This window comes from Hyphomicrobiaceae bacterium (assembly GCA_041397645.1).
GTDB lineage: Bacteria > Pseudomonadota > Alphaproteobacteria > Rhizobiales > Hyphomicrobiaceae > Hyphomicrobium_B.
This window is the reverse complement of the sequence record JAWKWE010000004.1, coordinates 2,093,607-2,118,642: the sequence shown is the minus strand read 5'-3', so window position 1 is coordinate 2,118,642 and position 25,036 is coordinate 2,093,607. Positions and strand designations below refer to the sequence as shown.

At 59.8% G+C, this 25,036-nt stretch carries 27 protein-coding genes; 14 read left to right on the top strand and 13 right to left on the bottom strand.

Annotated elements, in window-relative coordinates; translation table 11 throughout:
* The first annotated feature begins 128 nt into the window (after nucleotides 1-128).
* The 7 genes from rpsM to R3D51_09845 all read left to right on the top strand — a co-directional run bounded on the left by rpsM (nucleotide 129) and on the right by R3D51_09845 (nucleotide 6,326).
* Nucleotides 129-506 (top strand): 30S ribosomal protein S13, encoded by a 378-nt coding sequence (gene rpsM, locus R3D51_09875; protein MEZ5899790.1) that lies wholly within the window; start codon nucleotides 129-131, stop codon nucleotides 504-506.
* Between the two features lie 152 nt (nucleotides 507-658).
* Nucleotides 659-1,057: a 30S ribosomal protein S11 gene (rpsK, locus tag R3D51_09870; protein ID MEZ5899789.1), complete on the top strand. Its 399-nt coding sequence runs from the start codon at nucleotides 659-661 to the stop codon at nucleotides 1,055-1,057.
* A 121-nt stretch (nucleotides 1,058-1,178) separates the two neighbouring features.
* On the top strand, nucleotides 1,179-2,201 hold the full coding sequence (locus R3D51_09865; GenBank protein MEZ5899788.1) for a DNA-directed RNA polymerase subunit alpha: 1,023 nt from the start codon (nucleotides 1,179-1,181) through the stop codon (nucleotides 2,199-2,201).
* A 121-nt stretch (nucleotides 2,202-2,322) separates the two neighbouring features.
* Nucleotides 2,323-2,751 (top strand): 50S ribosomal protein L17, encoded by a 429-nt coding sequence (gene rplQ / locus R3D51_09860; GenBank protein ID MEZ5899787.1) that lies wholly within the window; start codon nucleotides 2,323-2,325, stop codon nucleotides 2,749-2,751.
* Between the two features lie 173 nt (nucleotides 2,752-2,924).
* Complete coding sequence (locus R3D51_09855; GenBank protein ID MEZ5899786.1) at nucleotides 2,925-3,947, top strand: aldehyde reductase; 1,023 nt, start codon at nucleotides 2,925-2,927, stop codon at nucleotides 3,945-3,947.
* A 162-nt stretch (nucleotides 3,948-4,109) separates the two neighbouring features.
* On the top strand, nucleotides 4,110-5,561 hold the full coding sequence (locus R3D51_09850; GenBank protein ID MEZ5899785.1) for a Do family serine endopeptidase: 1,452 nt from the start codon (nucleotides 4,110-4,112) through the stop codon (nucleotides 5,559-5,561).
* A gap of 114 nt (nucleotides 5,562-5,675) precedes the next feature.
* The gene (locus R3D51_09845) at nucleotides 5,676-6,326 is read left to right on the top strand and encodes a polymer-forming cytoskeletal protein (GenBank protein ID MEZ5899784.1); all 651 of its coding nucleotides are present in this window, start codon (nucleotides 5,676-5,678) and stop codon (nucleotides 6,324-6,326) included.
* A 10-nt stretch (nucleotides 6,327-6,336) separates the two neighbouring features.
* Here the strand turns inward: R3D51_09845 and R3D51_09840 are convergent, their stop codons facing one another.
* The 11 genes from R3D51_09840 to bchE all read right to left on the bottom strand — a co-directional run bounded on the left by R3D51_09840 (nucleotide 6,337) and on the right by bchE (nucleotide 16,208).
* Nucleotides 6,337-7,125, bottom strand: a complete 789-nt coding sequence (locus tag R3D51_09840) for an ATP12 family protein (protein MEZ5899783.1) — start codon at nucleotides 7,123-7,125, stop codon at nucleotides 6,337-6,339.
* Nucleotides 7,122-7,802 carry an HAD-IA family hydrolase gene (locus R3D51_09835; protein MEZ5899782.1) on the bottom strand — a complete coding sequence of 227 codons (681 nt, stop codon included), beginning with the start codon at nucleotides 7,800-7,802 and terminating at the stop codon, nucleotides 7,122-7,124. The genes R3D51_09840 and R3D51_09835 overlap by 4 nt, the downstream gene beginning before the upstream one ends.
* 37 nt (nucleotides 7,803-7,839) lie before the next feature.
* Nucleotides 7,840-8,847: an RluA family pseudouridine synthase gene (locus R3D51_09830; GenBank protein ID MEZ5899781.1), complete on the bottom strand. Its 1,008-nt coding sequence runs from the start codon at nucleotides 8,845-8,847 to the stop codon at nucleotides 7,840-7,842.
* On the bottom strand, nucleotides 8,844-9,230 hold the full coding sequence (locus tag R3D51_09825; GenBank protein MEZ5899780.1) for a CrcB family protein: 387 nt from the start codon (nucleotides 9,228-9,230) through the stop codon (nucleotides 8,844-8,846). Before R3D51_09825 ends, R3D51_09830 begins: the two co-directional genes overlap by 4 nt.
* 96 nt (nucleotides 9,231-9,326) lie before the next feature.
* Nucleotides 9,327-9,563 carry a hypothetical protein gene (locus tag R3D51_09820; protein ID MEZ5899779.1) on the bottom strand — a complete coding sequence of 79 codons (237 nt, stop codon included), beginning with the start codon at nucleotides 9,561-9,563 and terminating at the stop codon, nucleotides 9,327-9,329.
* A 31-nt stretch (nucleotides 9,564-9,594) separates the two neighbouring features.
* A complete protein-coding gene (locus R3D51_09815) occupies nucleotides 9,595-10,182 on the bottom strand; it encodes a T6SS effector amidase Tae4 family protein (GenBank protein ID MEZ5899778.1) in 588 nt (195 codons plus the stop codon).
* Nucleotides 10,183-10,275: 93 nt separating this feature from the next.
* Complete coding sequence (locus tag R3D51_09810; GenBank protein MEZ5899777.1) at nucleotides 10,276-11,541, bottom strand: MgtC/SapB family protein; 1,266 nt, start codon at nucleotides 11,539-11,541, stop codon at nucleotides 10,276-10,278.
* Nucleotides 11,542-11,611: 70 nt separating this feature from the next.
* Nucleotides 11,612-12,928 carry a replication-associated recombination protein A gene (locus R3D51_09805; protein ID MEZ5899776.1) on the bottom strand — a complete coding sequence of 439 codons (1,317 nt, stop codon included), beginning with the start codon at nucleotides 12,926-12,928 and terminating at the stop codon, nucleotides 11,612-11,614.
* 84 nt (nucleotides 12,929-13,012) lie between these two features.
* Nucleotides 13,013-13,771, bottom strand: coding sequence for a hypothetical protein (locus tag R3D51_09800; protein ID MEZ5899775.1), 759 nt, complete (start codon nucleotides 13,769-13,771; stop codon nucleotides 13,013-13,015).
* 120 nt (nucleotides 13,772-13,891) lie between these two features.
* The gene (locus R3D51_09795) at nucleotides 13,892-14,521 is read right to left on the bottom strand and encodes a glutathione S-transferase family protein (GenBank protein MEZ5899774.1); all 630 of its coding nucleotides are present in this window, start codon (nucleotides 14,519-14,521) and stop codon (nucleotides 13,892-13,894) included.
* A 130-nt stretch (nucleotides 14,522-14,651) separates the two neighbouring features.
* Nucleotides 14,652-16,208, bottom strand: a complete 1,557-nt coding sequence (bchE, locus tag R3D51_09790) for a magnesium-protoporphyrin IX monomethyl ester anaerobic oxidative cyclase (GenBank protein MEZ5899773.1) — start codon at nucleotides 16,206-16,208, stop codon at nucleotides 14,652-14,654.
* Nucleotides 16,209-16,522: 314 nt separating this feature from the next.
* Between bchE and R3D51_09785 the strand changes: the two genes are divergently transcribed.
* The 3 genes from R3D51_09785 (at nucleotide 16,523) to R3D51_09775 (ending at nucleotide 19,810) form a co-directional block, all read left to right on the top strand.
* A complete protein-coding gene (locus tag R3D51_09785) occupies nucleotides 16,523-17,290 on the top strand; it encodes a helix-turn-helix transcriptional regulator (protein ID MEZ5899772.1) in 768 nt (255 codons plus the stop codon).
* A 136-nt stretch (nucleotides 17,291-17,426) separates the two neighbouring features.
* Nucleotides 17,427-18,125, top strand: a complete 699-nt coding sequence (locus R3D51_09780; protein MEZ5899771.1) for a DUF2750 domain-containing protein — start codon at nucleotides 17,427-17,429, stop codon at nucleotides 18,123-18,125.
* Nucleotides 18,126-18,277: 152 nt separating this feature from the next.
* Complete coding sequence (locus R3D51_09775; protein MEZ5899770.1) at nucleotides 18,278-19,810, top strand: acyl-CoA carboxylase subunit beta; 1,533 nt, start codon at nucleotides 18,278-18,280, stop codon at nucleotides 19,808-19,810.
* Nucleotides 19,811-19,961: 151 nt separating this feature from the next.
* On the opposite strand, the gene R3D51_09770 is transcribed toward R3D51_09775, so the two are convergent.
* On the bottom strand, nucleotides 19,962-20,870 hold the full coding sequence (locus tag R3D51_09770) for a DUF2059 domain-containing protein (GenBank protein ID MEZ5899769.1): 909 nt from the start codon (nucleotides 20,868-20,870) through the stop codon (nucleotides 19,962-19,964).
* Between the two features lie 94 nt (nucleotides 20,871-20,964).
* Nucleotides 20,965-22,248, bottom strand: a complete 1,284-nt coding sequence (locus R3D51_09765) for an MFS transporter (protein MEZ5899768.1) — start codon at nucleotides 22,246-22,248, stop codon at nucleotides 20,965-20,967.
* Between the two features lie 182 nt (nucleotides 22,249-22,430).
* Between R3D51_09765 and R3D51_09760 the strand changes: the two genes are divergently transcribed.
* The 4 genes from R3D51_09760 (at nucleotide 22,431) to R3D51_09745 (ending at nucleotide 24,965) form a co-directional block, all read left to right on the top strand.
* Nucleotides 22,431-22,688, top strand: a complete 258-nt coding sequence (locus tag R3D51_09760; GenBank protein ID MEZ5899767.1) for a hypothetical protein — start codon at nucleotides 22,431-22,433, stop codon at nucleotides 22,686-22,688.
* Between the two features lie 60 nt (nucleotides 22,689-22,748).
* Nucleotides 22,749-23,147, top strand: a complete 399-nt coding sequence (locus tag R3D51_09755) for a hypothetical protein (protein ID MEZ5899766.1) — start codon at nucleotides 22,749-22,751, stop codon at nucleotides 23,145-23,147.
* 165 nt (nucleotides 23,148-23,312) lie between these two features.
* Nucleotides 23,313-23,642: a hypothetical protein gene (locus R3D51_09750; protein MEZ5899765.1), complete on the top strand. Its 330-nt coding sequence runs from the start codon at nucleotides 23,313-23,315 to the stop codon at nucleotides 23,640-23,642.
* 315 nt (nucleotides 23,643-23,957) lie between these two features.
* A complete protein-coding gene (locus tag R3D51_09745; GenBank protein MEZ5899764.1) occupies nucleotides 23,958-24,965 on the top strand; it encodes a hypothetical protein in 1,008 nt (335 codons plus the stop codon).
* Nucleotides 24,966-25,036: the final 71 nt, after the last annotated feature.

Genomic DNA, 25,036 nt, shown 5'->3' with positions numbered 1-25,036 from the left:
CCGCTAGTGCCGCTTCGCACCCATACGGTGCAGGCAAGGCGGACAACTAACCACGATGCCGGACGGCATCACTAACCATAAGGTGGGCGCTAAGTCGCTCTACCGCAAGAAGACCGCAGGAGACCAACGTGGCCCGCATCGCAGGCGTCAACATCCCGACCAACAAGCGCGTCCTCATCGCGCTGCGCTACATTCACGGCATTGGCCCCAAGTTCGCCAGCGAGATCTGCGCGAAGGTTGGCATCCCTGCTGAGCGCCGCGTCAATGAGCTGACTGACGCTGAGGTTCTGCAGATCCGTGAAGCCATCGACCGCGATTACACGGTTGAGGGCGATCTGCGCCGTGAAGTTCAGATGAACATCAAGCGCCTCATGGATCTGGGTTGCTATCGCGGTCTGCGTCACCGCAAGGGCCTGCCCGTTCGCGGTCAGCGCACGCACACGAACGCCCGCACCCGCAAGGGCAAGGCTGTGGCGATCGCCGGCAAGAAGAAAGCGACGAAGTAGTTTTCGCAGCGCTGGTTCGGTTTTTCGAGCTTGGCCCGCGCTGGCATTTTTAACTCGGTCCTGTTCGCATTGCTTTGCTTGGGGCCGCAAATTCGAGTTGAGCCCACGGGCGCCAAAGGCGAGAGCGCTACGGGGTAAGGAGCAAAGTCGAGATGGCCAAGGAAGCAGCCGCACGCGGCAAAGTCAGGAAGCGCGAGAAGAAGAACATCACGTCGGGCGTGGCTCACGTGAACGCGTCTTTCAATAACACGATGATCACGATCACAGACGCACAGGGCAACACGATTGCCTGGTCGTCGTCGGGCACGAAGGGCTTCAAGGGGTCGCGCAAGTCGACGCCGTATGCCGCTCAGGTTGCCGCTGAAGATGCTGGCCGCAAGGCTCAGGATCACGGCATGAAGGTGCTCGAAGTCGAAGTCTGCGGTCCGGGCTCGGGTCGTGAGTCGGCACTTCGCGCGCTTCAGTCGATCGGCTTCCAGATCACTTCGATCCGCGACGTGACGCCGATCCCCCATAACGGCTGCCGCCCGCGCAAGCGCCGCCGCGTATAACGCCGAGGGCGGCAATGACCGCCCGACCAGCTGCTAGCGGCTTGGTATTATTTACTTATTCGTCCCTTGGTAGGCGCGGGCTTCATCAACCCGCGCCGCATCGCAAGCGAGGCTCCCCGTGGTGAATGTTCTGCAGAAGAACTGGCAAGACCTAATCAAACCCTCCAAGATCGACATCCAGCCGGGTCGCGACCGCGCCCGGATTGCAACTGTCGTCGCCGAGCCGCTGGAACGCGGTTTTGGCATGACTCTCGGCAACGCGCTGCGTCGCGTGCTGCTTTCTTCGCTTCAGGGCGCTGCCATCAAGACAGTACAGATCGATGGCGTGCTGCATGAGTTCTCCTCCGTGCCGGGCGTGCGCGAGGACGTCACCAACATCATTCTCAACATCAAGGAAATCGCGCTGCGCATCCATTCAGATGGCGTCAAGCGCATGGTGCTGAAGAAGGAAGGCGCAGGCCCAGTGCGCGCCGGCGATATGGAAGCTTCCTCGGAAGTTGAGATCCTCAACCCAGATCACGTCATTTGCCATCTCGACCAGGGTGCCTCCATCCGTATGGAGTTCACCGCCGATATGGGCAAAGGCTACGTTCAGTCCGACCGCAATCGCCCCGAGGACGCGCCGATCGGTCTTATCCCGGTCGACAGCCTCTACTCGCCGGTCAAGAAAGTCTCCTACAAGGTGGAGAATACGCGCGAAGGTCAGATCCTTGACTACGACAAGCTGACCATGACCGTTGAAACGGACGGCTCAGTACGTGCCGAGGATGCTGTGGCGTTGGCTGCGCGCATTCTTCAGGATCAGCTTGCAGTGTTCATCAATTTCGAAGAGCCCAAGAAGGCCGTCGAAGAGCGTGCGCATCCCGAGCTTGCCTTCAACGCGGCGCTGCTCAAGAAGGTGGACGAATTGGAGCTGTCAGTGCGCTCCGCCAACTGCCTGAAGAACGACAACATCGTTTACATTGGCGACCTGATCCAGAAGACAGAAGCTGAGATGCTGCGCACGCCGAACTTCGGCCGCAAGTCGCTTAACGAGATCAAGGAAGTGCTGGCCTCCATGGGCCTGCATCTGGGAATGGAAGTGCCCAACTGGCCGCCGGACAACATCGACGAGCTGGCCAAGCGCTTCGAGGACCAGTACTAAGCACGATTTCGTCCGTTGCGGCCGGCTCTGCTGAGCGCGGGTTGCAACGGACGCACGACCAAGGCGAGGCCAAAGAACCTCCCATAACCAATGCACAACGAAACAAAAGGACTGAAGACCAATGCGTCATAAGAAGCTCGGCCGCCGTTTTGGCCGCCACGTCGGACATCGTCAGGCGATGTTCTCCAATCTCGCCGCCGCTCTCATCAAGCACGAGCAAATCGTCACCACGTTGCCCAAGGCCAAGGACCTCAAGCGCGTCGTTGACAAGTACATTACGCTCGCAAAGCGCGGTGATCTCAATTCGCGCCGTTTGGCTGCCTCGCGCCTGCGCGACGAGGACATGGCCAAGAAGCTGTTCGATGTGCTCGGCCCCCGTTACAAGGATCGCAACGGAGGTTACACGCGCGTTCTCAAGGCCGGCTTCCGCCATGGCGACGCCGCTCCGCGCGCTGTGATCGAGCTGGTCGATCGCGACACCTCCGTAAAGGGTGCCGAGGACAAGGCGCGTCACGAAGAAATGCTGAAGGCGCAAGAGCAGAACGCTTAATCTAGCGCCACAAGCAAAGCATTCATCGCATGCCCCGTGCCACCCGCGCGGGGCATGTTTCGTTTGTCACATCGAGCGTTCCGTTGCCTCGCTATTGGTCGAGGTGGCAGATTGCGCGCGCTAGGGATAGTGTCGTAAGGCCGAGGTTTCACGCACACCGGGAGGGTTGGTGCATGTCCGAGACGGTGGTCGTTACGGGTGCGACCGGTTTCATCGCCAAGCACATCATCGCGGAGCTGCTGCGACGCGGATATACGGTCCGTGGTACCGCGCGAAAGGGCAAGAACACCCTGGCCGTGGTCACGGCTCTAAACCGGGCGGGGGTCGACACAGCGGGGCTTTCATTCGCCAATTGCGATTTGCTGTCAGACGAGGGCTGGGATGAGGCCGTAAAGGGCGGCGATCACCTGATGCACACCGCCTCGCCTTTTCCGATGGAGCAGCCCTCTAATCCAGACGACGTGATCATGCCGGCTCGCGAAGGCACGTTACGCGTGTTGCGAGCAGCTCATCGCCACGGCATTGGCCGCGTGGTGCTTACGTCGTCGACGGTCGCCGTGATGTATCCTACGTCCTACGGGCGGGATCATGTTTTCAGCGAAAAGGACTTCACCGACGAGAACACGCCGGGACTGACGCCGTACATTCGCTCCAAAACCATTGCGGAGAAGGCGGCATGGAACTTCGTCGGAACGACTCCCGGAGCTCCCGAGCTGACAGTCATCAATCCGGGCTTCGTGCAGGGGCCTGCGCTTGATGGCGATCTGTCCACCTCGCTCGAACTCTATCGCCTGATGGCGCGCGGGATTTATCCGGCCGCACCACGCATTCGCTTTCCGGTTTGCGATGTGCGCGACGTGGCTGAAGCTCATGCGGAGGCGCTCGTTCGTCCCGAGGCGGCTGGAGAACGCTTTATCGTTGCGCGCGACGACACAGGGCTGTTCGCGCTGGGCCAAGCGCTTGCAGCAGAGTGCCCGGAATTGAAATCCAAGACGCCGAAATTCCAGCTGCCCGATACAGCGGTGCGCGCCTTGGCCCTGTTTGACAAGCGGCTGCGTACCATCTTGCCGGAACTTGGCCGTGAGAAGGCTTACACCAGTGAGAAGATTACGAATTACTTCGGCCTTCCGCTGCGGTCGGGAGACGTTGCGATTCGCGATGCAATCCGCTCTTTGCGCGAACTTGGCCTGATTTAGCGGTAAGAGTTGCGCACGGTTTCAGCTCATATTCTGCAGACTAAGCTGCGTTGCATCGCGCCTGGGGATAATCGCTTGAGCCGCGCGTTCTACGATCATAGATAAGACGGAAATAGCGCCTATCGCCCTCGGCACTGCCAGATCAAACCTTACGAGGTCTTCATGCCGCGCATTTCCAGAATTGCCTATCTGACCATCCGCGCCGTCGTTGCGGCGCTGATGCTGGTGGCAGGAGGAGAGACGCTCTCGTATGCTTTGACGAATTCGGCTAACGCCCAGCAGCGGGTGGCACCTCCCACGCGCGAAGCTGTGCAGATGTCGTTTGCACCAATTGTGCGCAAGGCGGCTCCCGCAGTCGTTAATGTCTATGTCAGGAGCCGCGTCCAGACGTTCAATTCGCCCTTTTCGGATGATCCTTGGTTCCGCCGCTTCTTCGGCGATCAGTTCGGCGAACCTTCCGAGCGCGTGATGAGCTCGCTAGGCTCGGGCGTGATCGTCTCGGCTGACGGCATTATCGTAACCAACACACATGTCGTGAAGGGACGCGGCGAAACGGAGATCCGCGTTGCGCTCGCCGATAAGCGGGAGTTCGACGCCAAGGTCATCGCTCAGGACGAGAAGACGGACATCGCGGTTCTCAAGATCGAGGGCGGCGATGGGCACTTTCCATTCCTGGAGTTTGAAGACAGCGACAGCCTGGAAGTCGGTGACCTGGTGTTGGCGATCGGCAATCCGTTCGGTGTTGGTCAAACCGTAACGAGCGGCATCATTTCGGGGTTGGCGCGTTCGGACATTGGCGCCTCTGACGCGCAGATTTTCATCCAGACGGATGCGGCCATCAATCCGGGAAATTCGGGTGGCGCGCTAATCGATATGAATGGCCGCGTCGTCGGCATCAACACCATGATCTATTCCAAGAGCGGTGGTTCAGTGGGTATTGGCTTCGCCATACCTTCAAACCTTGTGAAAGTTTATGCTGAGAGTGCTGTTGCCGGCCGCAAGGTCGAACGTCCGTGGCTCGGTGCGAAGCTTGAGAACGTGACCCGTGATCTCGCTGACGGTCTGGGCCTCAGTCGTATCGCAGGCGCCGTCGTCACGCGCATCTCTGCAGAAGGTCCGGCGGCGAAGGCGGGCCTCGAGCCTGGCGATGTGGTCATGAGTGTTGACGGCATCGAGGTCGCCGATCCGCGTGCTGTCTTCTACCGTCTGACGACGAAGGGCGTCGGAAAGACCGCGCGACTTTCGGTGCTGCGAAAAGGTCGTGGGATCGAAACGGATATTGCTCTCGTCGCGCCACCGAAGGGCGGGAAGGACGATGTTCGTAATCTGTCTGGTCCCCACCCTCTCGATGGCGCGCGCGTCTCAAACATCCTGCCAGGTCTAGCGGATGAAATGGGGTTGGACGACACGGACGGTGTCGTCATTCTTTCGGTCAGGAATGGATCGGTTGCCAAATCGCTTGGCTTCCGGCAGGGCGACATCGTGGTCGAAGTTGGCGGCGAGACGATCGCCAACGTGGGCGATCTGGAGAAGGCTCTGTCCGGCCGCAAGCGCATGTGGAGCGTCTCGGTGAAGCGGGGCGAGCGCGTCTTGCAGCTCAATGTTCCGGGCTGAGGATGCGTTTTGCGTCGAAGCCGCGTTAACCTCACTTTGGGACGACAAGCTGACACAATCCTGCCCCACATCTAGCAAGGATTATGAGTGGTCGGCTTTCGGGGGAGAGTAGTCGTGTCGAATAACAAGGGCGTGCTGGTCATCGGTAGGGACACGGTGCTCCAAGGCGAAGTGAGCAATTGCCGCGAAATCGAGGTGTTCGGCTATGTCGACGGCAAGCTCGACGCCGCCAAAGTTGTGGTCCATCCGCAGGGCCGTCTCTTCGGTGTTGTGAAAGCCGAGAACGCCGACATCCAGGGTGAGCTGCAAGGCGATGTTCGCGTCAAGGAGCTGATCTCGATCCGCAGCACCGGTAACGTTGCGGGCAGCGTCAAGTATGGCCGTCTGGCGATGGAAGAAGGCGCGGAGCTTTCAGCAAGCGTGCGCAACGTACCGCCCACGGTCGCTGGTGATCTCGATTTGGCGGTTGGAAAAGGCCGCGCAGTACGGATCACGACTGCCGATCTCACCGCAGTCGATCCCGACGACCACACCAATAACCTGACATTCGCGGTTTCTAATGCTGCCAACGGCTTCATCAGCTTTTCGAGCGCGCCAAGCCAGCCGATAAGCAGCTTCACGCAGGAGGATCTGGAGCAGGGCAGGGTGCTATTCTCCCATGACGGCTCGAATGCGGATACCGCGAAGTTCGATGTCGTAGTGGCTGACAAGTCCGGTGCGACGTCGGGCGCACCGCAAACTGTGCGGGTGGCCGTGCGCAACTAGCGCAATGCACTTAAGTCAGTGTGGCGATCAGCCTAGTCGCAGCGTCGAAATCTTTTTGGCGCTGTTTGCGCTTTTCAGCAGCTTCGTAATCCGCACCCCAGACTGAGATCTGGTAGTCCTCATCGACATGCGCTGCGTTCCATGCTTGCTCGCTCGATAAGAAGCCGCGAGCTTGGGCAAGGGCGAGAATGGCCGAGCCTGTCAGGGTCGTCATCACATGCAGCGCGGTGAGCCGGAATGGCTCGTGCGGTTCCAACGCCTTTGCGATGCGCTGTAACGCCAACACTGGCTGATCGACGGGCATAACACCGTGGACGACGGTAAAATGTGCTCCAAGAGCCTCGCGCGCCCAATCGACGACGGGATCCCAGGCCTTGGCCTGGCGGATTGCAAGCTCTGCCGGTGTTTCGGCGCGATAGCACAAAAGATCCCGGCCGGCATAAGCCACGATATCGGCGGCGACTTCGTTCGCCGCATCCGCAACTGCATCGATGGCGGTGTTGGAAAAGCGCGTCATCGGCATGGTACTGGGATCGATGACATCCTTTTGCGCTGCCCATTCGGCGGCAACCGCATTGGCGAGTTTGCGGGTTGGAAGCACCAGCGCCCGCTTTTTCGGCGTTCTGACGACGCGGCCGTCGAGCAAAATTTGGAAGAAGGCGCCGTCGCTGACGCTCACGTCATTATAGAAGCGCTTGGGAAGCGGTTTCGCCAGACTGTCGCTGATCGCACCCTTGGGCCCGCCGGACGGCTTGCTGTCCGTGCCGTTTGACCCGTTTCCTTTTTCCGAGCTGTTCATGCGTGCGCGCTCAATTGTTCGAATATGCGATCCAATGCGCCAGGCATCTCGCTGTAATCGTCGATGATGAGATGCGCGCCCACATCGGCCAGTTCATCGCGCGGATGATAGCCCCAAGTAACGCCCAGTGCGCCCACCTTGGCCGCAAGCGCCATCTGAATGTCATAGGTGGTGTCGCCAATCATTATCGTTTCATGGGGCTCGGCGCCTGTTTCGACCATCGCAGTCAGAACCATAGACGGATGTGGCTTTGATGGATGGTCATCCGCGGTTTGGATAGTGATGAAGTGCCCATGCCAGCCTTCTCGCTCGATCAGCCGATCTACGCCGCGTTTGGATTTTCCGGTCGCGATGCCAAGTACGACATTATCATCAGCTGCGAGTTGAGTTATCACTTCGCGGCATCGCGGAAAGAGAACCTCACAATCCGAAGGATCGCGGTCGAGGTCGCGAAACGCGCTCTTGTAACGTTCAGCCAGCATGATCCGCACCTCAGGGTCGACATCGGGTGCGAGAACCGAAAACGCTTCCGGAAGTGACAGGCCGACAACCGACAGGGTTTGTGCGCGCGTCGGCGGCTCCAGGTTCAATGAGCGAAAGGCGTGGTCCATCGACAGGACGATACCGGCCTGACTATCGACGATCGTGCCATCGCAATCGAAGATGAGGAGTTTCATGCCCGTTCTCCGGAGCGTTTCGCCGCCGATGACGCGTTCATTCCTCCTTGCCTCCGAACTTCTTCTCATCGAAACCCAAGGTTTCCCACGATGCCTTCATGTGGGGTGGCAACGGAGCCGTGACGTCGATCTTCTCCTTGGTGACCGGATGAGGAATGATGAGGCGCCGCGCATGCAAGTGCAGCTTCTTTTCGATATTCTCCGCTGGCATGTGAACGTCACCCTCATACTTGTTGTCGCCCACAATGGGGTGGCCGATCATATGCATGTGGGCGCGTAACTGGTGCTGTCGGCCTGTTACGGGCTTGAGCGAAACCCAGGCCGCTCTGTTGGCAACGCGGTCGATCACGGAATAATGCGTTGTGGCGTGCATGGCTTTGTCTTGCTCGCCGGGGAGTGCTTTTCGCACCCGGTCGCCATCAGGCCCAGTTGCCTTCACCAGCGCGGCTTCAATCTTGCCCTGGGGAGGCTTGGGTAGGCCTTTCACCAGCGCCCAGTAGGTTTTTGCCGCCGAGCGGGTCTGAAACGTGCGGCCAAGTTTGGCGGCGGCATCGCGCGTTTTGGCAACGAGAAGAATGCCGGTCGTATCGCGGTCGATACGGTGGACGAGGCGCGGGCGCTCCCCGCCGAAGCGGTCAGCCATTCCAGCGAGCATTCCGTCGATATGTTTCTTGGTGCCCGTGCCACCCTGTACCGCAAGGCCGAACGGCTTGTTGAGAACGAGAACGTGCTCATCCTCATAGATGATCATCTTCTCGATTGTGTCGCGGTCGCCCTTCGACAGGCCCGGTGGTGGCTTGAGGCCTGAGCCGGTGGACTTGGGCTGGCGCACGATGGCCGGAACGCGGATTTCAAAGCCGGGCTCCAGCCGGTCATTGGCCTGGGCGCGCTTCGAGTTGACACGGACCTGCCCAGAGCGAAGCAACTTTTGCAGATAGCTGTAACCCACCTCGGGGAAATGCACGCGGAACCAGCGGTCGAGGCGCATATCCGCCTCGCCCTGTTTAACGCGGATGCTTTCAACTTTGGGCGGCGTATCGCTCATGAAATCACCGCGCGCGCAACGGCCATGCCGGCGTAGAGCGCACCGAGTGCGAAGAGGACGGAAAGCGCGATGTAGGCGAACAGACGCGGACTGGCGAGCCCGTCAGCCCCGATCATCTGCGACAGTTCATAGGTGAATGCGGAAAACGTGGTAAGGCCACCGAGCATTCCGGTCGCGAGAAAGGTGCGGATTTCCGGCGAACCGTCGAAGCGCTCCATAACCAGAACCATCACGGCTCCCATCAGAAACCCGCCGAGCATGTTCACCGTCAGCGTGGCCCAGGGAAAGGACACCAGGCCCCGCGACGCAAACGCTTCGTTTACGAGGAAGCGCGTGCCCGCGCCGATAGCGCCACCCGCCGACGCGAGGAGGAGAAGTTTCATAGGGAGTTCCTTAGAATTCGACAGGCCGAAGCTATAGCCTCTGCAATGCAGTTAAGGAAGCGCCAGGCCGCCACTTCACGCGCGGTTGCTGCGATTTTACTGGCCTTGCGGCCGCCGGCGAAGGGGATAGGCGAGCAACCAGCCGACGCCGTAGCCGAGCACCAGGGCCATAAAATTGGTACCCATGTAGATAAGGGTATGGGCGCGCGCGGCCTCTCCCGGCATGGTGAAGTGTTGGCCGGCGACGATGTTGTCCGCGACATTGTGAGCAACGCTGAGTGCCGTAAATCCAGCAGCCACGAGTGCGAAGATCATCGCAATAACGGTACGCAAGGGGCTTGATCCTTCACTCGTTTGGCCATCATCAGGCGACCGGCCAGAACCACATTTCGCGGGCGAGCCCGTAAGCCGATGTGTATCCCGCCCATGACATCCACTCCATGAGCCAACTGTCGGTCGTACGATAGCCGTTCCACAAGTCAATGAGGTCGCCCGTCGGGCGGCCCTCCGCATCGCCGGGCCGCATCCAGTAGTCGCGCACGTAAAGCACTCCGGTACGTCCGATGATGCGGGCCTCAAATCGTTCGACGTCGCTTCCCGCGATCAGTTCCACGTCGCCGAAGCCGGCAATCTTGGCGCGCCTCAAAGCGGCGGCAAACTGACTGGCGGATAGGATGTGCATCAAAGAGCGGTCGTGAATGCCGCAGGTTTGTAACCGCGGTCCGAGTTCTTCGATGCGCACGCCCGCACGTCGCATGGCGACGCCGAGGCGAATTGCGGACTGATCGCGCGGCGCGACCGGTGTGACGTGGGCTTCGGCCGGCTTGGGGCTGGGAATGGCATCCACCGGTGCTTCGTCAGGCGCATACGCGCTGCGCTCCGAAACGGTGCAAGGCGCATCGACGCTCTCGTTGGTCGGATGTCCGCGCCAAAGATCGATGAACTGGACCATGCCGTCTTTCTGCTTTGCACCCTGCCTGCCGTGTCCTTGGCGCTTATAATCCGTGCGCGTGGCAAGGCAAAGGCAGTCCGCTCGGCCATTTACTCAGGCTAGCGCCAGCCAGAGGCCGCCTGCCGCAATCGCCGTCAGCCCAACAACGGCCATGCGCACACCAAATGCCGCTCCGCCCGTTATCCATCCGAGCGCGGCCTTGGACAGTGTATTGACAGCGACAACGATGAGAACGGCGCGGGCTGCCACGTTGAGATCCAGGCTCGTCCCGCCGAGGCGGGCCATTGAGAGGGTGATCGCATCGACGTCGGCGACACCTGAAATCGCGGAGAGCAAGTAAACGCCCGCGTCACCTGCGTATTTGGTTACAAAGTGCACGAGCACCATCAGCACGGTTAGAAAGGCGCCGAACTTCAGGACGCTGACGAGGTCGAAGGGATTTTTCAGATCGAGGTCATTGCCGTTGCGATCGGGCGGGGAGTGAATAGCGAGCAGATACACACCTGCTCCTGCTTGCACCAATCCGCCGAGGATCAAGGGCGTCGCAAGCTTCAGCAGCAGTGCGTGATTGACGATGCCAGCAACTGTAAGGACGCGAGCCATCATGACGGTACCCGAGATCAGCGCGCCCGCCACGAGTGGGCCCCGGTGTTCAGGCTGCTTGGCGGCCAGGCTTGCCATGTTGATGGTGACGGCGGTGGAGGAGGCCAATCCACCGGCGATGCCGGTCACGGCTATTCCGTTGCGGTCACCGAGCAGCTTGATGGCGACATATCCAGCGAACGAGATGGCTGCGATGAGCACCGTCAGCAGCCAGATCTCGTAAGGATTGAGCGCGCCCCAGGGATCGACCGGCTCATTGGGCAGTATAGGCAATGCAATAAACGTCATCGACGCCAACACGAGAACCGAGCGGAGCTCGGGCCATGTCATGCGTTTGATCCAGGAATGAAGCATTTCCTTCATCGCCAGCAGGCCGGCGGTCGCGATCCCGGCAGCGGCTGCGACCTGCATGTTCCCGAGCACGGCGAAAGCGCCTAGAGAGAACGCGAGCATGGCCGCGACCAGCGTAGTAGCCCCGTAAGTTCGTTCGTGGACAACCTCGCGATATCGAAAAAAGCCAATCAGCAGGGCAAACATGCTGAACGCTATTGCAAGCGCGATCAGCCCGCTTCCGTCTGCGCCGTGGACAAGGGCGCCCCAGACTCCGCCCAAAATGCCCGCAAGCGTGTGTGTGCGAAAACCGATGGCTCGCTCGCCTTCAGTTTCCATGCGGGTCTGCCAGCCCCGTTCAAGGCCGATCAACAGTCCGATGGCGAGGGCGACCGATAAGCGCTGCAGGAGTTCCAGACTTTCCATGTCTTACTACGCTCATGTCTTGCCGCGCTTGGGAACTTGGCCGTGTGTCAGGCGGATCGTTCGCCTCTGCTTAACCGCCTCCGCGCTCTCTGCGGAGCCGTGCCCAGTACTCTAGCCGCTTTTTGATTTCGCGCTCAAATCCGCGTTCTGCCGGATCGTAGTACTGCGGCCGCTTCTTGAACTCGGGTGGGAAATAGTTTTGGCCCGAGAAGGCGTCGGGCTGATCGTGGTCGTAGAGGTAGTCCGACCCGTAGCCTTCCTCCTCCATGAGCTTGGTCGGTGCATTGAGTATCGTCTTAGGCGGCGCAAGGCTCCCGTGCTCTTTGGCGGCGCGCATGGCCGCCTTGTAGGCCACATAGTTTGCATTCGATTTCGGCGCGGTCGCCAGATAGACGACGGCCTGGGACAGGGCCAGCTCACCTTCGGGACTGCCGAGAAAATCGAAAGCGTCCTTGGCGGCATTGCAAACGACAAGTGCCTGCGGATCGGCAAGTCCGATGTCCTCGACAGCCATCCGCACCAAGCGGCGGGCGAGGAACAGGCGATCTTCGCCTCCGTCTAGCATACGGCAGAAATAGTACAGCGCCGCGTCGGGGTCCGAGCCGCGAACGCTCTTGTGCAAGGCGGAAATCAGATTGTAGTGGCCCTCGCGCGACTTGTCGTAAAGTGGCGCGCGGCGTTGAACGAGTTTGATGAGGGCGTCGCGGTTCAGCGGTTTGGACTTATCGTTGACGGCGGCGAAAACGTCCTCGGCAAGATTGATCATAGTGCGGCCGTCGCCGTCCGCCATGCCTTTCAATGCATCCCGCGCGTCGTCGTCGAGCGGCAGCTTTCGACCCATTTCGGTCTCGGCGCGCTTCAGGATATTTTCAAGCGCCGTCTCGTCGTGGCGATTGAGCAAAAGAACGTTGGAGCGCGACAGAAGCGCAGCGTTGAGCTCGAAAGAAGGATTCTCTGTCGTGGCGCCGACGAGTGTGATCGTGCCGTCCTCCATGTAGGGCAGAAAGCTGTCCTGTTGAGAACGGTTGAAGCGATGGATCTCGTCAATGAAGAGCAGTGTGCCTTTGCCCTGTTCGCGCAGCATTCGTGCGCGGTCGAAGGCTTTGCGTAAATCGGCAACGCCGGAGAATATGGCGGACAGTTGCTCGAAAGCGAGTTTGGTCTCGCCCGCCAGGAGGCGTGCGATGGTGGTCTTGCCCGAGCCGGGCGGCCCCCACAAAATCAGGCTCGGAAGGCGGCCGGACGAAAGCATGCGCGTCAGCGTGCCATCCGGGCCGACAAGGTGGTCCTGCCCGACGACTTCGCTCAATTTCTGCGGCCGCAGCCGGTCGGCAAGCGGCCGGGGCGCGCCTTTTTCCAGTCCGGCGGCTTCGAAAAGGTTTGTCATGCGCCGGTTATAGGCGTCGGCGCGCTGGCAAACAATCAGGCCAAATCGCGCCGCCGAGGGAGGTATGGCGGAATTCCCTCGGGACTAGCGCCTGACATACTCGAAGCGTAGACGGTCGTGGCGATAGGATTTGATCTTGCAGTTATCGTCCAGGACCGGTGCCTGCCCGTCAAGGACGACGGCCCGGTCGCCATTGGTCACTTTGCCTGCCACCGGGTAGCCGTGCCGCCCGCAGTCGCGAGAGAAGATGTAGGCCGTGCCGGTGTATGTATCGCTTTGTCTTTCACCCTCGAAGACGACATCACCTGGTCGGGCTCCGGCCTTGCGCATTCCTGGTCGGGGTTTCTCGTAAGAAAACACGCGGGCGTACCCGGTGGCTTCAAGGCGCATCAACGAGCCGTTGTGTAGCCAGATGGCGCTGCTGCTAGTGCTGCCCGCGGGGTTACCGCCGCCATTTTGAGAAGTCGTGTCGAGCGTCACGACCTCCTTGTCGCAATTGTACGCTGCCGGCAATCCGTCTGATGCCAGCTGACAGAGCAGTTCCACTTCGACCGGCTCGCCCTCAACGCGAATGCGTACACGCCGGACATATGTCTTGGATTCGAACTCAAAACGTCGGTCGTGGCTCAGACAATAGCCGTTGCGTTGAGACAAGATTTTATCGCTGATGGTCTCGTATGGAATGGCGGTTTGATTGTTGTCCGAGGCGTGAAGCTCCTCATCGTTCATTTCATAAAGGCCGTCGGCGGAGCGGCATTCGTGAGAATAGTCGCTCGCGCTTGCCGATCCCGCCAGCAGGGCACACGCCGCAAGTGCGCAATAAAAAGTCTTTGCAAGTCTCATTTGTCTCTTTCCGATGCAGAACCATCGAAATGCACTATACTCACGATACGCATATGCTGCCGGAAAGAGAACGGCATTACCTGCAAAAATACAAATTGAGCGGCAATGCCGTTGCCGGGCCTATACTTTTGCGCTGGGACGCGCCGAGACCTCATCGTACCACCGACGCAAATTCTTGCAGTCGTCGGGGATATCAACATCAGTCCATTTGCCGAAATCGATGGCGCATAGCGTCGTGATATCAGCGACCGTGTAGCGATCACCGGCTACGAAACGCTTGTCGGCGAGCTGGGCATCGAATTTCTTGAAAAAGCGGCTCATGCGTTCCAGTGCCCGGGTCGTGAGTTCCGGGATTTGCGGGATGGGTTGGGCCGAGCCGGGAAGACCGCGATCGGCGAATGTCGCTGCGGTATTGCGGAACAATTCTGAGGCGGCCAGCATACCCTCCTCATTGGCGCGTTTTTCCCACATATCGACAATGGCGCGATCCTTTGCATCGACTCCAAACAGCGGCGGATCAGGATAGAGTTCCTCAAGATAGCGCGCGATTGCCATCGCTTCACCGATGCACGTGCCGTCATCCAGCTCCAGCATCGGAACCATCGCGTGCGGATACTTGGCTTTGTACTCGTCGCTGAGCGTGAGCTTGTCGGTGCCGACTTCGACCAACGGAATGTCCAACCCCTTTTCCGCGACATACATGTGTAAGCGACGCGGATTAGGCGCGATGTGCCAGTCGTAGATCTTCATGTCGCCGGTCTCCTTGAGTGATCCGTTTCTCTCCCTGATGTTGACCGAGTGTTCAATTGACGGTGGGTGTCGTCAACGACAATCGTGTTCGACTTCGGTCTGATGCGATGGTGCGGGGCGCGCACGATTTTCATGCTGCGGTGCGATCTCCCGAAAGTGGATGCGAGGGGCTGGCCCCCGAGCGGCCGATGTCTTTGCGGATGCTCAGCGCATCTTCGAGACCGCGTTGTGGCCCACCCCAGAATGCTTCGAGCGATGGCCCACGAGGTGAGAAGCGAACGGCGGTGAGGAATTCCCAGATCTCATGCAGCCACACCTTGCGGCCAATGCGAGAGTACCATCGCATCCCATGGCGCGCGGCGGGATCAGGATGCAAATAGGTGCGAAACAAGGCTTTGGGCCGCGTCTGCACCAGAACTTCGATCAGCTTGACCCAGAGAAAGCTTCGCCATGCGGGCACGTGACGATTTGCGAGAACCTGATGCTTGTAGTCCCAGAAGCGCTGATCAGTCTGGATGACCTTGCGATCTTTCTCCTGCACGAAGAACGGGGTCCATCTGTGCGGCGTCACGAAGAGCGTGATGATCTGATCGGGATCGTAGACGAGCAGCTGGCGGAAGATGCGCAAATAATCGCGGTCGCGTTCCTCGTTGAAGCCGAATACGGTGGTGCATAAGGACAAGATTCCGTGCCGGCGTAAAAGCCTGATGGCCTCACGGTCGTCCTTGGTCACACTTCCCTTGCGGACCATGGCGAGGGTTTCGGGATCGGAGTGTTCCATGCCGATCAAGAACCGTTCAAAGCCCGCCTTGCGATAAAGATGCAAAATGTCGGCGTCGCGCACGATGTCGGATGCGCGCAACGTGGCAATCATCGTGAACTTGCAGTTTTGCGCGATTATCTCCTTGAGCAGCTCGCGCCAGACTTTCTTTGATGTGGTGGGGTTTTCGTCGGCAAACGAGATCATGGTGACGCCATGCTCGCGGTAAAGCCGGCCCAACTCGGCCGCGAAGGCTTTTGGATCACGATGGCGCCAGCGGGTCCAGTAACCGCGCTGCCCGCAGTAGCTGCATAGATGCGGGCATCCGCGCGAGAACTGGACGACGACGCCGCGCTTTCCGCCGTAGTAGGAATAGCGCGCGTGGTCGATCAGCTCCCAGCCGACGCGGTAGTCGTCGAGATTGCGGATCATCGGAGCAGGCGGGGTTGCGTGGGCGAGACCTAAGCGACGGAAAGCGAGGCCGGCGATCTCCTCCAGGGGTGTGTCATCCTCGATGGCGCAGATCAGGCGGCGGGTGGTTTCCTCACCTTCTCCGCGCACGATGATATCCAGTTCGGGCATTTCATCGAGGCACTCGCGCCAATGGTAGGTCGGGAATACGCCGCCGTAGATGAACCACGTCTCGGGGATAAGCGGGCGCAACCGCTTCATCAGATCGACGATGGTGGGGTGTGCACTCGTTGAGCCGTTGTGACCAAGCAGCAGAGCATCGGGTGCCTTAGCAACCACCGCCTCCACAATGGCGTCGGGCGTCATGTCGGCGACATCGGCATCGAGCAGGGAAACATCGTGACCGTCGCAAATGAGCGGGCCGCCGATAGCGAGCAATCCCAACGGCGGCAACATCTCGCCGGGCATCCGCGAGCCAATCGCTTTGTGGGGAGGGTTGACGATGAGGATCTTCATGGTGGCCGCTCCTTGTCAGGTGTTCGCGTGGGTTGCCCGAGCGAGAAGGCGCAGGCCGAAATCCCGCACGCCGTCGCGCGGGCAGTTGGCGAGGGTGACGAGGGCCAGGCAGAACAAAGTCTGGTCGGGGAAGGCGCGTGAGCGCAGGGGCATAGGGAAGTCCTCAAGTGGCTGAAGTCACTTGGAGCCTCGCCGCAACTGACGTTTACCGCCTTAGTCAAATCCTTGAATTTCTGGGCGTGGTCCGCCTTGCCGCTGCCCTACTTGTGCGGAAATGTGAGGGTCCGGTTGGGCACCACGAGGGTGAGTGAACGATGAGTGACGGCAGGGCCTTGAAGCTTTCTGGTGAGGAAAGCGAGCAGCTGGCATTGCGCCTGCGCGAGGAATTGGCGCGTCGGCGGATGACCAGGCAGGGGCTGGCGGATGCCGCCAAGATTTCGATCTCGACCCTTGAGAAGGTGCTGGCTGGCCGACGCGCGTTTACACTGGCTACGATTGTGCGGTTGGAGGAAGGGCTTGGGATCAAGCTGCTGCCGGCCGCTTCTGCCCGCTCGGATACGCCGCCCGAGGGCACGAATGCCCCCGATGATCTGGGAAATTACAGCCGCGCGGCCGTCCAATGGCTCGAAGGCTCTTACCTCACACTGCGGCCGTCGTTCGGAGAAAAGCACGCCGTCTATGCCTACCGTACCGACATCGACTGGAACGAGGCGTCCGCGGCTTTGATCTTTCGTGAGGGAGATCGCGTCGATACCGACTACACCCAGTTCGGCAAAGTCGCTGTGCCTCACCAGTCTGGGCACATCTATCTCGTTACCAACCGGCACGGCCAGCATCGTCTGATCGTTGTCGCGCGTCCGACCATCTCTGGGGAGATGCACGGCATCCTGACGACGTTGCAATCGGGAAAGGGCGCGCACCTCTCCCCCGTCTCCACGCCAATCGTGCTGAGCCGCTTGCGTAATGGCGAACAGGTCCATTATGGCCGCATCGGCCGGGAGCACATGGCGTATGCACGATATGCGGCCCTGTTGAAACGCACCTTCGACGATCAATTCGCTGCCTTCGTGGGAGAGCCCTAGTTTCGTTGTCTTGCAGCGCTGCCACACGCACGGCGCTCCAGCCCGCGTGCGCTTGCCGAAGGCGAGGTATCAAGCGAAACTTCAGGCGTCTGATTCGTCTTGTTAGAGCAGAAGCAAGCGCAAAAGAGCCGCCGAAGTGAACTTTCCTAGTCCGCGCATTCCAGAGCTTGGTCAACGAGACCGCTTCGTGAAGCGGTCCGTGAAGGAAGGGCGCGTCTTCACGCTTGCCGATGAGCAGAGCGCATGTGTCCCGTCGCAGAAAAGCGCGGGGCGGACGGTACAACTCTTCTGGTCGTGCCCTAAGGAAGCCAAGCGCTGGGCAAAGGCGCTGACGGGAGAGGATGGTCTTCAAGAGATCAGCTTGCTGGAATTCGCCGGTGACATCCTTCCGGGCCTGCGAAGCGGTAAAGGACTCGCGGGCACCGATTGGGTTTCAGACCCGATCGAGCCCGAGGTCGAACCAGCGGATCTGCTCCTGCGGCTTAAATTGGAAGCTGTCTCAGTATTTCTTGCCCTCGTGACCGAACGCGGGGAGGTCTTCACCGCTGAGGGAGAGGAAGGCCCGCAGTTGCTTCCCCTGGTGCGCCGAGGTGTTGAGCGTCATGCTCTTTATATTTTCCCTGTCCGCTCTGAGGCCGAGAGGCTCATGAAACGGGTGACGCCGGGCAAACGCATCGTAGCCGATCCGATAGCCGATTTCCGCTCATCGACCTTGCCCTGGCTGGCTGAGCGCGGGCATCTGGTCGTGCTGGAGCCCATTCCCGGCGCTGGCGTCGTCGAGCTTGAAGCGGCTGATGTCGCCGCCCGCCTTGCGCGACTGGACAATGCCGCCTAGCACCCGCTGGCTTTCTCATAGCGGCAGCTATAAATCCACAGACGCGCCATATGGTTAAGCTGCGCCTTTGGCCGCGCTTGCGCTTGGGCCCAAGCGTGCTATCAGACCTTTTCCTTTCCAGAACAATTCACCAAGTCCAAGGGCCGCTCCCCATGAAAGACATTATCGAAGAGCTCGAGAAGCGCCGCGACAATGCCCGCCTCGGTGGTGGCCAGGTTCGTATCGACAGCCAGCACGCCAAGGGCAAGCTGACCGCGCGCGAGCGTATCGAGCTCTTGATGGACGAAGGGTCGTTCGAGGAATTCGACATGTACGTCGAGCACCGCTGCGTCGACTTCGGGATGGAAAAGTCGAAGATCCCCGGCGACGGCGTAGTCACCGGCTGGGGCACCATCAACGGCCGCGTCGTGTACGTGTTCGCCAAGGATTTCACCGTATTCGGCGGCTCGCTGTCCGAGACGCACGCCAAGAAGATCACCAAGATCCAGGATATGGCGCTGCAGAACCGCGCGCCCATCATCGGTCTGTTCGATGCGGGCGGTGCGCGCATCCAAGAGGGCGTCGCAGCACTCGGCGGCTACGGCGAGGTGTTCCTGCGCAACGTGCTCGCCTCCGGCGTCATTCCGCAGATCTCGGTCATTATGGGACCGTGCGCGGGTGGAGACGTCTACTCGCCGGCCATGACCGACTTCATCTTCATGGTGAAGGACACCAGCTATATGTTCGTCACCGGCCCAGATGTCGTGAAGACGGTGACCAACGAGACCGTCACGGCCGAGGAGCTGGGCGGCGCCAAGGTGCACACGACGAAATCCTCCATTGCCGACCGGGCCTATGAGAATGACGTCGAAGCGCTACTCCAGATGCGCCGTCTGATGGACTTCCTGCCCGCCAACAACGAAACCGGCGTGCCTGAAGTGCCGACCCAGGATCCAGCCGATCGCGCCGATTACTCTCTCGACACGTTGATCCCCGACAACCCGAACAAGCCCTACGACATCAAGGAACTGATCCTGAAGGTCGTGGACGAGGGTGATTTCTTCGAAATTCAGGAAGCATACGCCCGCAACATCGTGACTGGCTTTGCCCGCATGGAAGGCCGCACCGTCGGTGTCGTTGCCAACCAGCCAATGGTTCTCGCTGGCGTGCTCGATAGCGATGCATCGCGCAAGGCTGCACGTTTCGTGCGTTTCTGCGACTGCTTCGATATTCCGATCATCACTTTCGTCGACGTTCCGGGCTTCTTGCCAGGAACCGCACAGGAGTACGGCGGTCTCATCAAGCATGGCGCCAAGCTGCTGTTTGCCTATTCGGAGGCAACGGTGCCGAAGGTCACGATCATCACCCGCAAAGCCTACGGCGGCGCATATGATGTTATGAGCTCAAAGCACATCCGCGGTGACGTCAACTACGCCTGGCCGACGGCTGAAATCGCGGTCATGGGCGCCAAGGGTGCTGCCGAGATCCTCTATCGCGCAGACCTTGCCGACCCGGAAAAGATCAAGGGCCGCATCGACGAATATCAGGCCCGCTTCGCCAATCCGTTCGTCGCCGCCGAACGCGGATATGTGGACGAGGTGATCCTGCCGCACGGAACGCGCCGCCGCGTCTGCCGCGCGCTGAACATGCTTCGTAACAAGACGGTCGAGAACCCCTGGAAGAAGCACGACAACATCCCGCTTTAAGGGTTGTTGCGGTCCGTCGGGCGTCTTGTTTATGAGCCGAAGGCGGGCCCTTACCACCTGTTGTCGGCCGATCTCTAAACAGCAAAGCCCGCCAGTGACGGCGGGCTTTGTGTTGTGAGAATATTGGGATCTTGTGTGCGTTTTAGCGACGTCAGATCTTTTCAGCCTGCAGTTCCCCTGCGAAATGCTTACCCATTTTGAGGGCTTGAGCGCGCATGGCGTGGTTGAACGCTGCCAGAGTCATGGACGTGAATTTGCGTGCTTCCGGCCTACTCATCTGCTTGTTGAGCGCCTTCAGCTCAGCGTCGCTGAGCGAAGCGTACAAATTGGCGTAATGCGGCAGCAATGTCGCCGCCACGCTCTTCTCGACCATCGGTCGCGTGGCTTCCACCATGGAGACGATTTCGTCGTCGGATATGCGAGGTTGATTTGGCTGTGCGATGGTGCTCGCGCCAAGCGCCGTGCCGATGGAAATATTGATCAGGACGTCGGATGTGCCGCGCATTCCGCCCGATAGTTCCAGAAGCTTTTTCAGTTGCGCCTTTCTGAGCGGCTTCGCGTCGAGTTCCTTTTGGGCGGATGTCATCCGCGCCCGAGTGTTAGCCGGGTCGGCTTCTGCAGATGCTTTTCGGCTAGTTTGCTCGGCCAAAAGGACTTTCTGCCCTAGCGGGGACTTGCGAAAGTTGATGGCCTGTTTCAACTCGTCCAGTGTCATTGTCTGGGCTGTCGTGTCCTCAAGGACAGCAACGACCTCGTCCACATCGAAGCCATCGGCCACCGCATTTTTCCAGGCGGCGTTGAACTTCTCCTGCATGTGCTTGGGAGCAGCACAGCCACACCCAGAGAAGTTTTGAGCCGCGCCTAGGCTGCTTTTCCAGGCAGAGACTGCGGCGGGATAATCCATCAGCTTGGATATCTCCGCTGCGAGTGCGCGACGGACATCTTGTTTCGCTTCAACAGCGAGATTTGGGGCGGGGTCCTGCGCGTCCACCGGCTGCGTGGACACCAAGATACTGCAAATGAGGCTGGCGATTGACAGCCCGATCAAGTTCTTCGACACGGCGGAAACTCCAATACAACGCGCTATCCGATGACAGCGTCGCTTGGCCCCGCTTAAGAAAGTATTTACACGCTCAGATGTCTTACCATCATGCTTAACGCGCCCGTGCCGTTTGGCGTCCGGCAATCAATGCCATGGCGCCCGATAAGAACATCAGGGCAGAGATGGCAGCCACCGCGGTTGCCGTGTCGAGGCCGGCGGCTTTCAACCAACCAACGGCATAGGGACCGGCAAATCCACCGATGTTGCCGATCGAGTTGATGAGCGCGATGCCCGCCGCCGCTGCCGTGCCTGACAGCAGAGCCGTCGGCAGGGCCCAGAATGTGGGCAGAGCTGCAAAGATGCCGAGCGCAGCGACGACGAGTGCCGCCATCGCCCAGACCGGCTCGGTCGCGAAGGTGCCCGCGATAAGTCCGACCGCACCCACAAAGCAGGGTATCGCGACATGCCAAATCCGCTCCGCTTGCCGGTCCGAATGCCGTCCCCACGGATACATGACGAGCGCGCCGCCCAAAAATGGGATAGCGGCGATGAGACCGGTTGCGCTGTTGCTCAATCCGAATGCTTTCACGATTTGCGGTGTCCAGAACGTCAAGCTGTAGAGACCGGCGACGATGCCGAAATAGACGAGGCTCAGGGCCAATACGCGCGGCTCGGTCAGCGCCTGAGTCAGCGTGATGTTGCCTGCCTTTTGGCGCGCACCGTCTTCTTCTGCGATCTTCTTAGTGAGAACGTCGGCTTCCGCGCGCGTCAGCCAGGGGGCATCCTTCGGTTCATCCTTGAGGACAGAAAGAGCTGCCAAGCCGAGCAAGATGGCTGGCGCTGCTTCCAAGATAAACAGCCATTGCCAACCAGCGAGGCCGCCGACACCCGCGAACGCATCGAGGATCAGCCCGGAGAGTGGAGCGCCGATCAAAGCCGATACAGGGACCGCTGCCATGAAAGCGGAGACCGTTGAGGCCCGTTCCGCCGCTGGCACCCAGCGGGTCAGATAATAGATGATGCCCGGGAAAAATCCGGCCTCCGCCACGCCGAGAAGAAAACGCGTCACCGCAAGGCTGACCGGCCCGCTGACCAGGGCCATGGCCATCGAGACCAAACCCCAGGAGATCATGATGCGTGCGATCCATATGCGTGCGCCGAAGTGGGCCAACGCAATGTTGCTCGGCACCTCAAACAGGCAATAGCCGATGAAGAAGATGCCAGCGACGAAGCCGAAGGCTTCCGGGCCGATGCCGAGGTCGGCGTTCATGGTCAGGGCGGCAAAGCCGATGTTCACCCGGTCGAGATACGAGACGAAGTAGCAGACGATGAGAAACGGCAGCAGGCGTCGGCGCACTTTACGCGAGGCCTGTGCGAGGGTGGTGGAGGTGTTCATCCCGACTCTCTGTAAGATCTGTCCTGTGGTTTTCCGTTACGTCAAATTGCGTCGTCGATCCATCGGCTCGGGGCTTTGGATGCCGTGAAGCTGACGGCCCGGCCGTCGTTACGAGAACACTTAGAGTGTGCCGTTGAGTGCGTGACCGGTGCTCGGTGAGATCTGAAGCTTGAAGGCAACACATGCTCAGACAACGGCAGTGGCCTGCTTGTGAGATCGACCATGAGGACGAGAACGGGACGGACGGTCACGCTCATGACGCGCTCAAGCGCGCTCACGAGTTCGCAATTCATGGCGGGATCACGTCGTTCTGGATGGCGAAAGTCGCGCTATCGGCCGAAAAGATAGAAGGCGAGAGCTATGATCTTTCCTCGGTCGCTTTCGAGAACGTGTTCAGATTGCCCGAGGCCAGTCGCGGTCCGCTCGATTGGGGTTGGTAGACCGCGATAGGTTTCGGCACCAATTCGGAAGAGACGAACGCGGTTGAGTTCGGTCCCGTCGTGTCGCTTTCTTCGGGCCTGATGACGCTCACGCTCAATCCCTTCTTCGAGAAGACCTTTGGGCGCAATCGTGAGGACGGCATTACTTTGAGCTATGGCTGGAGAGCGACCTACGAGATCGAGGAAAATTTCTCCGTCGGCGTGGAGGGCTATGGCGAAATCGCTGATATCGGCAACGCTCCTGGTGCCAGTGAGCAGATACATCGTATCGGACCAGTGCTTTACCTGGGTCACGTCCACGGCAATCCATCGCATCACGAGATGCACGAGGGCGAGCATCACGGCGACGAGCACGGAGGTCACGAAGGCGGCTTGCATGCCGAAGTCGGCGTCCTCTTCGGGCTGACACAAGCCACGCCAGATGCGGCTTTGAAGGTCAATCTTGGCCTTGATTTCTAGGGCTTCCAGGGCGGCTCGAAGCCGCTCTGACAATATGAACGCCAGATGAGCTGCCCATTCAGTGGCAATTCAAAGCGGGAATTCTAGTCTCCTCCTCATCGAACTTGTTGATCGGCGTACGGGCCTTAGAGCCCGCCATTTTTTCAATCGTCCAAAGAGGAAGACATGAAGTCCATCATATTGACCGCCACCCTTCTTGCAGCCACCTCCACCGCCGCATTTGCCTATTCGCCAGATGCCCGTTTGCGCGCGCAGCAGAACAGAATCGAGAGCGGTCGTGAGAGTGGCGAGATTACTTGGCGCGAGGGTGTGAAGCTGCGCCGCCAGCAGGCCGACATTATGCGCACGGAAGCAAATATGCGGGCTGACGGACACCTCAGCCGCAGCGAACGGCGAACCCTGCAGCATATGCAAGACGACGCCAGCCGCAACATCGCCGTCAAGGCTCACAACGGATGGCAGCGGGTCTGGTGGATGCCGCGCTTCGGTCGCTGATCGGGCCGACGGCAAGTTTGTTTTCTTTGCCTCCTCCCGCGCACGTCTAGGACCCCCGGCGTGCGCCAACTTGAAGAGCTGCTCCTCCCCCCGGACAGCTCTTCTTTTGTTTTTTGGAACCTGTCCTCAAGACGACGGCGCATCGCTGGTTTTGGTCATGCCTCTATCACTATGTGTTAGTCGATGAATTGGCGTGACCGCATGGCAACACCAAAGGAGCCCTGAACATCGCTTTGGGATGCTTGTTAAGGTCTGCTTAAGTCCCGCTGCCTATCCTCCGGATCACGAATTTTGCCGTTTTGCGAGGATTTTCTGATGAGTGGTCTGAAGTCGCTTCCTGTTGAAGACATCCTGGCGCGCGGCACCATCAGCAATTCGGATCTCGTTAAGTTTCGTCGCGTGTTTTACGAGGACGGCATTGTGTCCGCCGAGGAAGCCGACACGCTCTTCAAGCTCTCCAAGTGCAAATCCGAGAGCACCGATTGGACGAGCTTCTTTATCGAAGCAATCACCGACTACGTCGTCGATCAGGCCGATCCACAGGGCTATGTCACAAGCGAAAACGCCCATTGGCTCCTCGACCGCGTAAACCACGACGGCCTAGTGCGCAGCAGAGCTGAGCTGGAGCTTGTGGTCGAGGTCATCGACAAAGCCCGTTGGGCGCCGGTCAGCCTTGCGAAGTTCGCCTTGGATCAAATTAAGCATGCGGTCATCACGGGCAGCGGGCCATTGCGGGCCGACAGCTCCACGTTAGCTGGTACGATCTCACTGAGCGAGGTCGAGATGCTGCGTCGTATTCTTTATGCCTTCGGTGGTGGCGGCCATGTCGCGGTCACGCGCGATGAAGCCGACGTACTGTTCGACATCGATGAGGCCGTAGCGCATGGACCGGCGAACGCGGCCTGGACCGATCTGTTCGTCAAGGCGGTTGCCAACGTGATCATGGCGACGTCGGGTTATGCAGTTCCCTCACGTGAAGAGGCTCTGCGTCAGGAAGCCAGCCTGGATGCAGTCGAGCAACGGACCTCCGTGTTCGCCTTCCTGCTTTCGATGGTCCGCTCCAACCTTTCGGCGGTGCGCGATGCCTATCACGATCAGACCGCCGAGGAGCGGGCTCTTGCGCGCCTTGAGCATCAGCGCATCGAAATCATTACCAACGAGGCAATCACCGAGGCGGAAGCAACATGGCTCGTAAGCCGTCTGGGACGGGATGGGCGACTGTCTCCCTCGGAAACGGCGCTTGTTGCATACTTGCGGAGCGAAAGCCCGTCGATCCACCCGGTATTGAGCGAGGCGGTCGACCGGATTGGTGATGCCGCATAAGCGCGACGCGCAGTCTCTCTCTTGCCAGTGACTGACCTCTTCGCCCCGGGATCGGATCCTGGGGCGTTTCT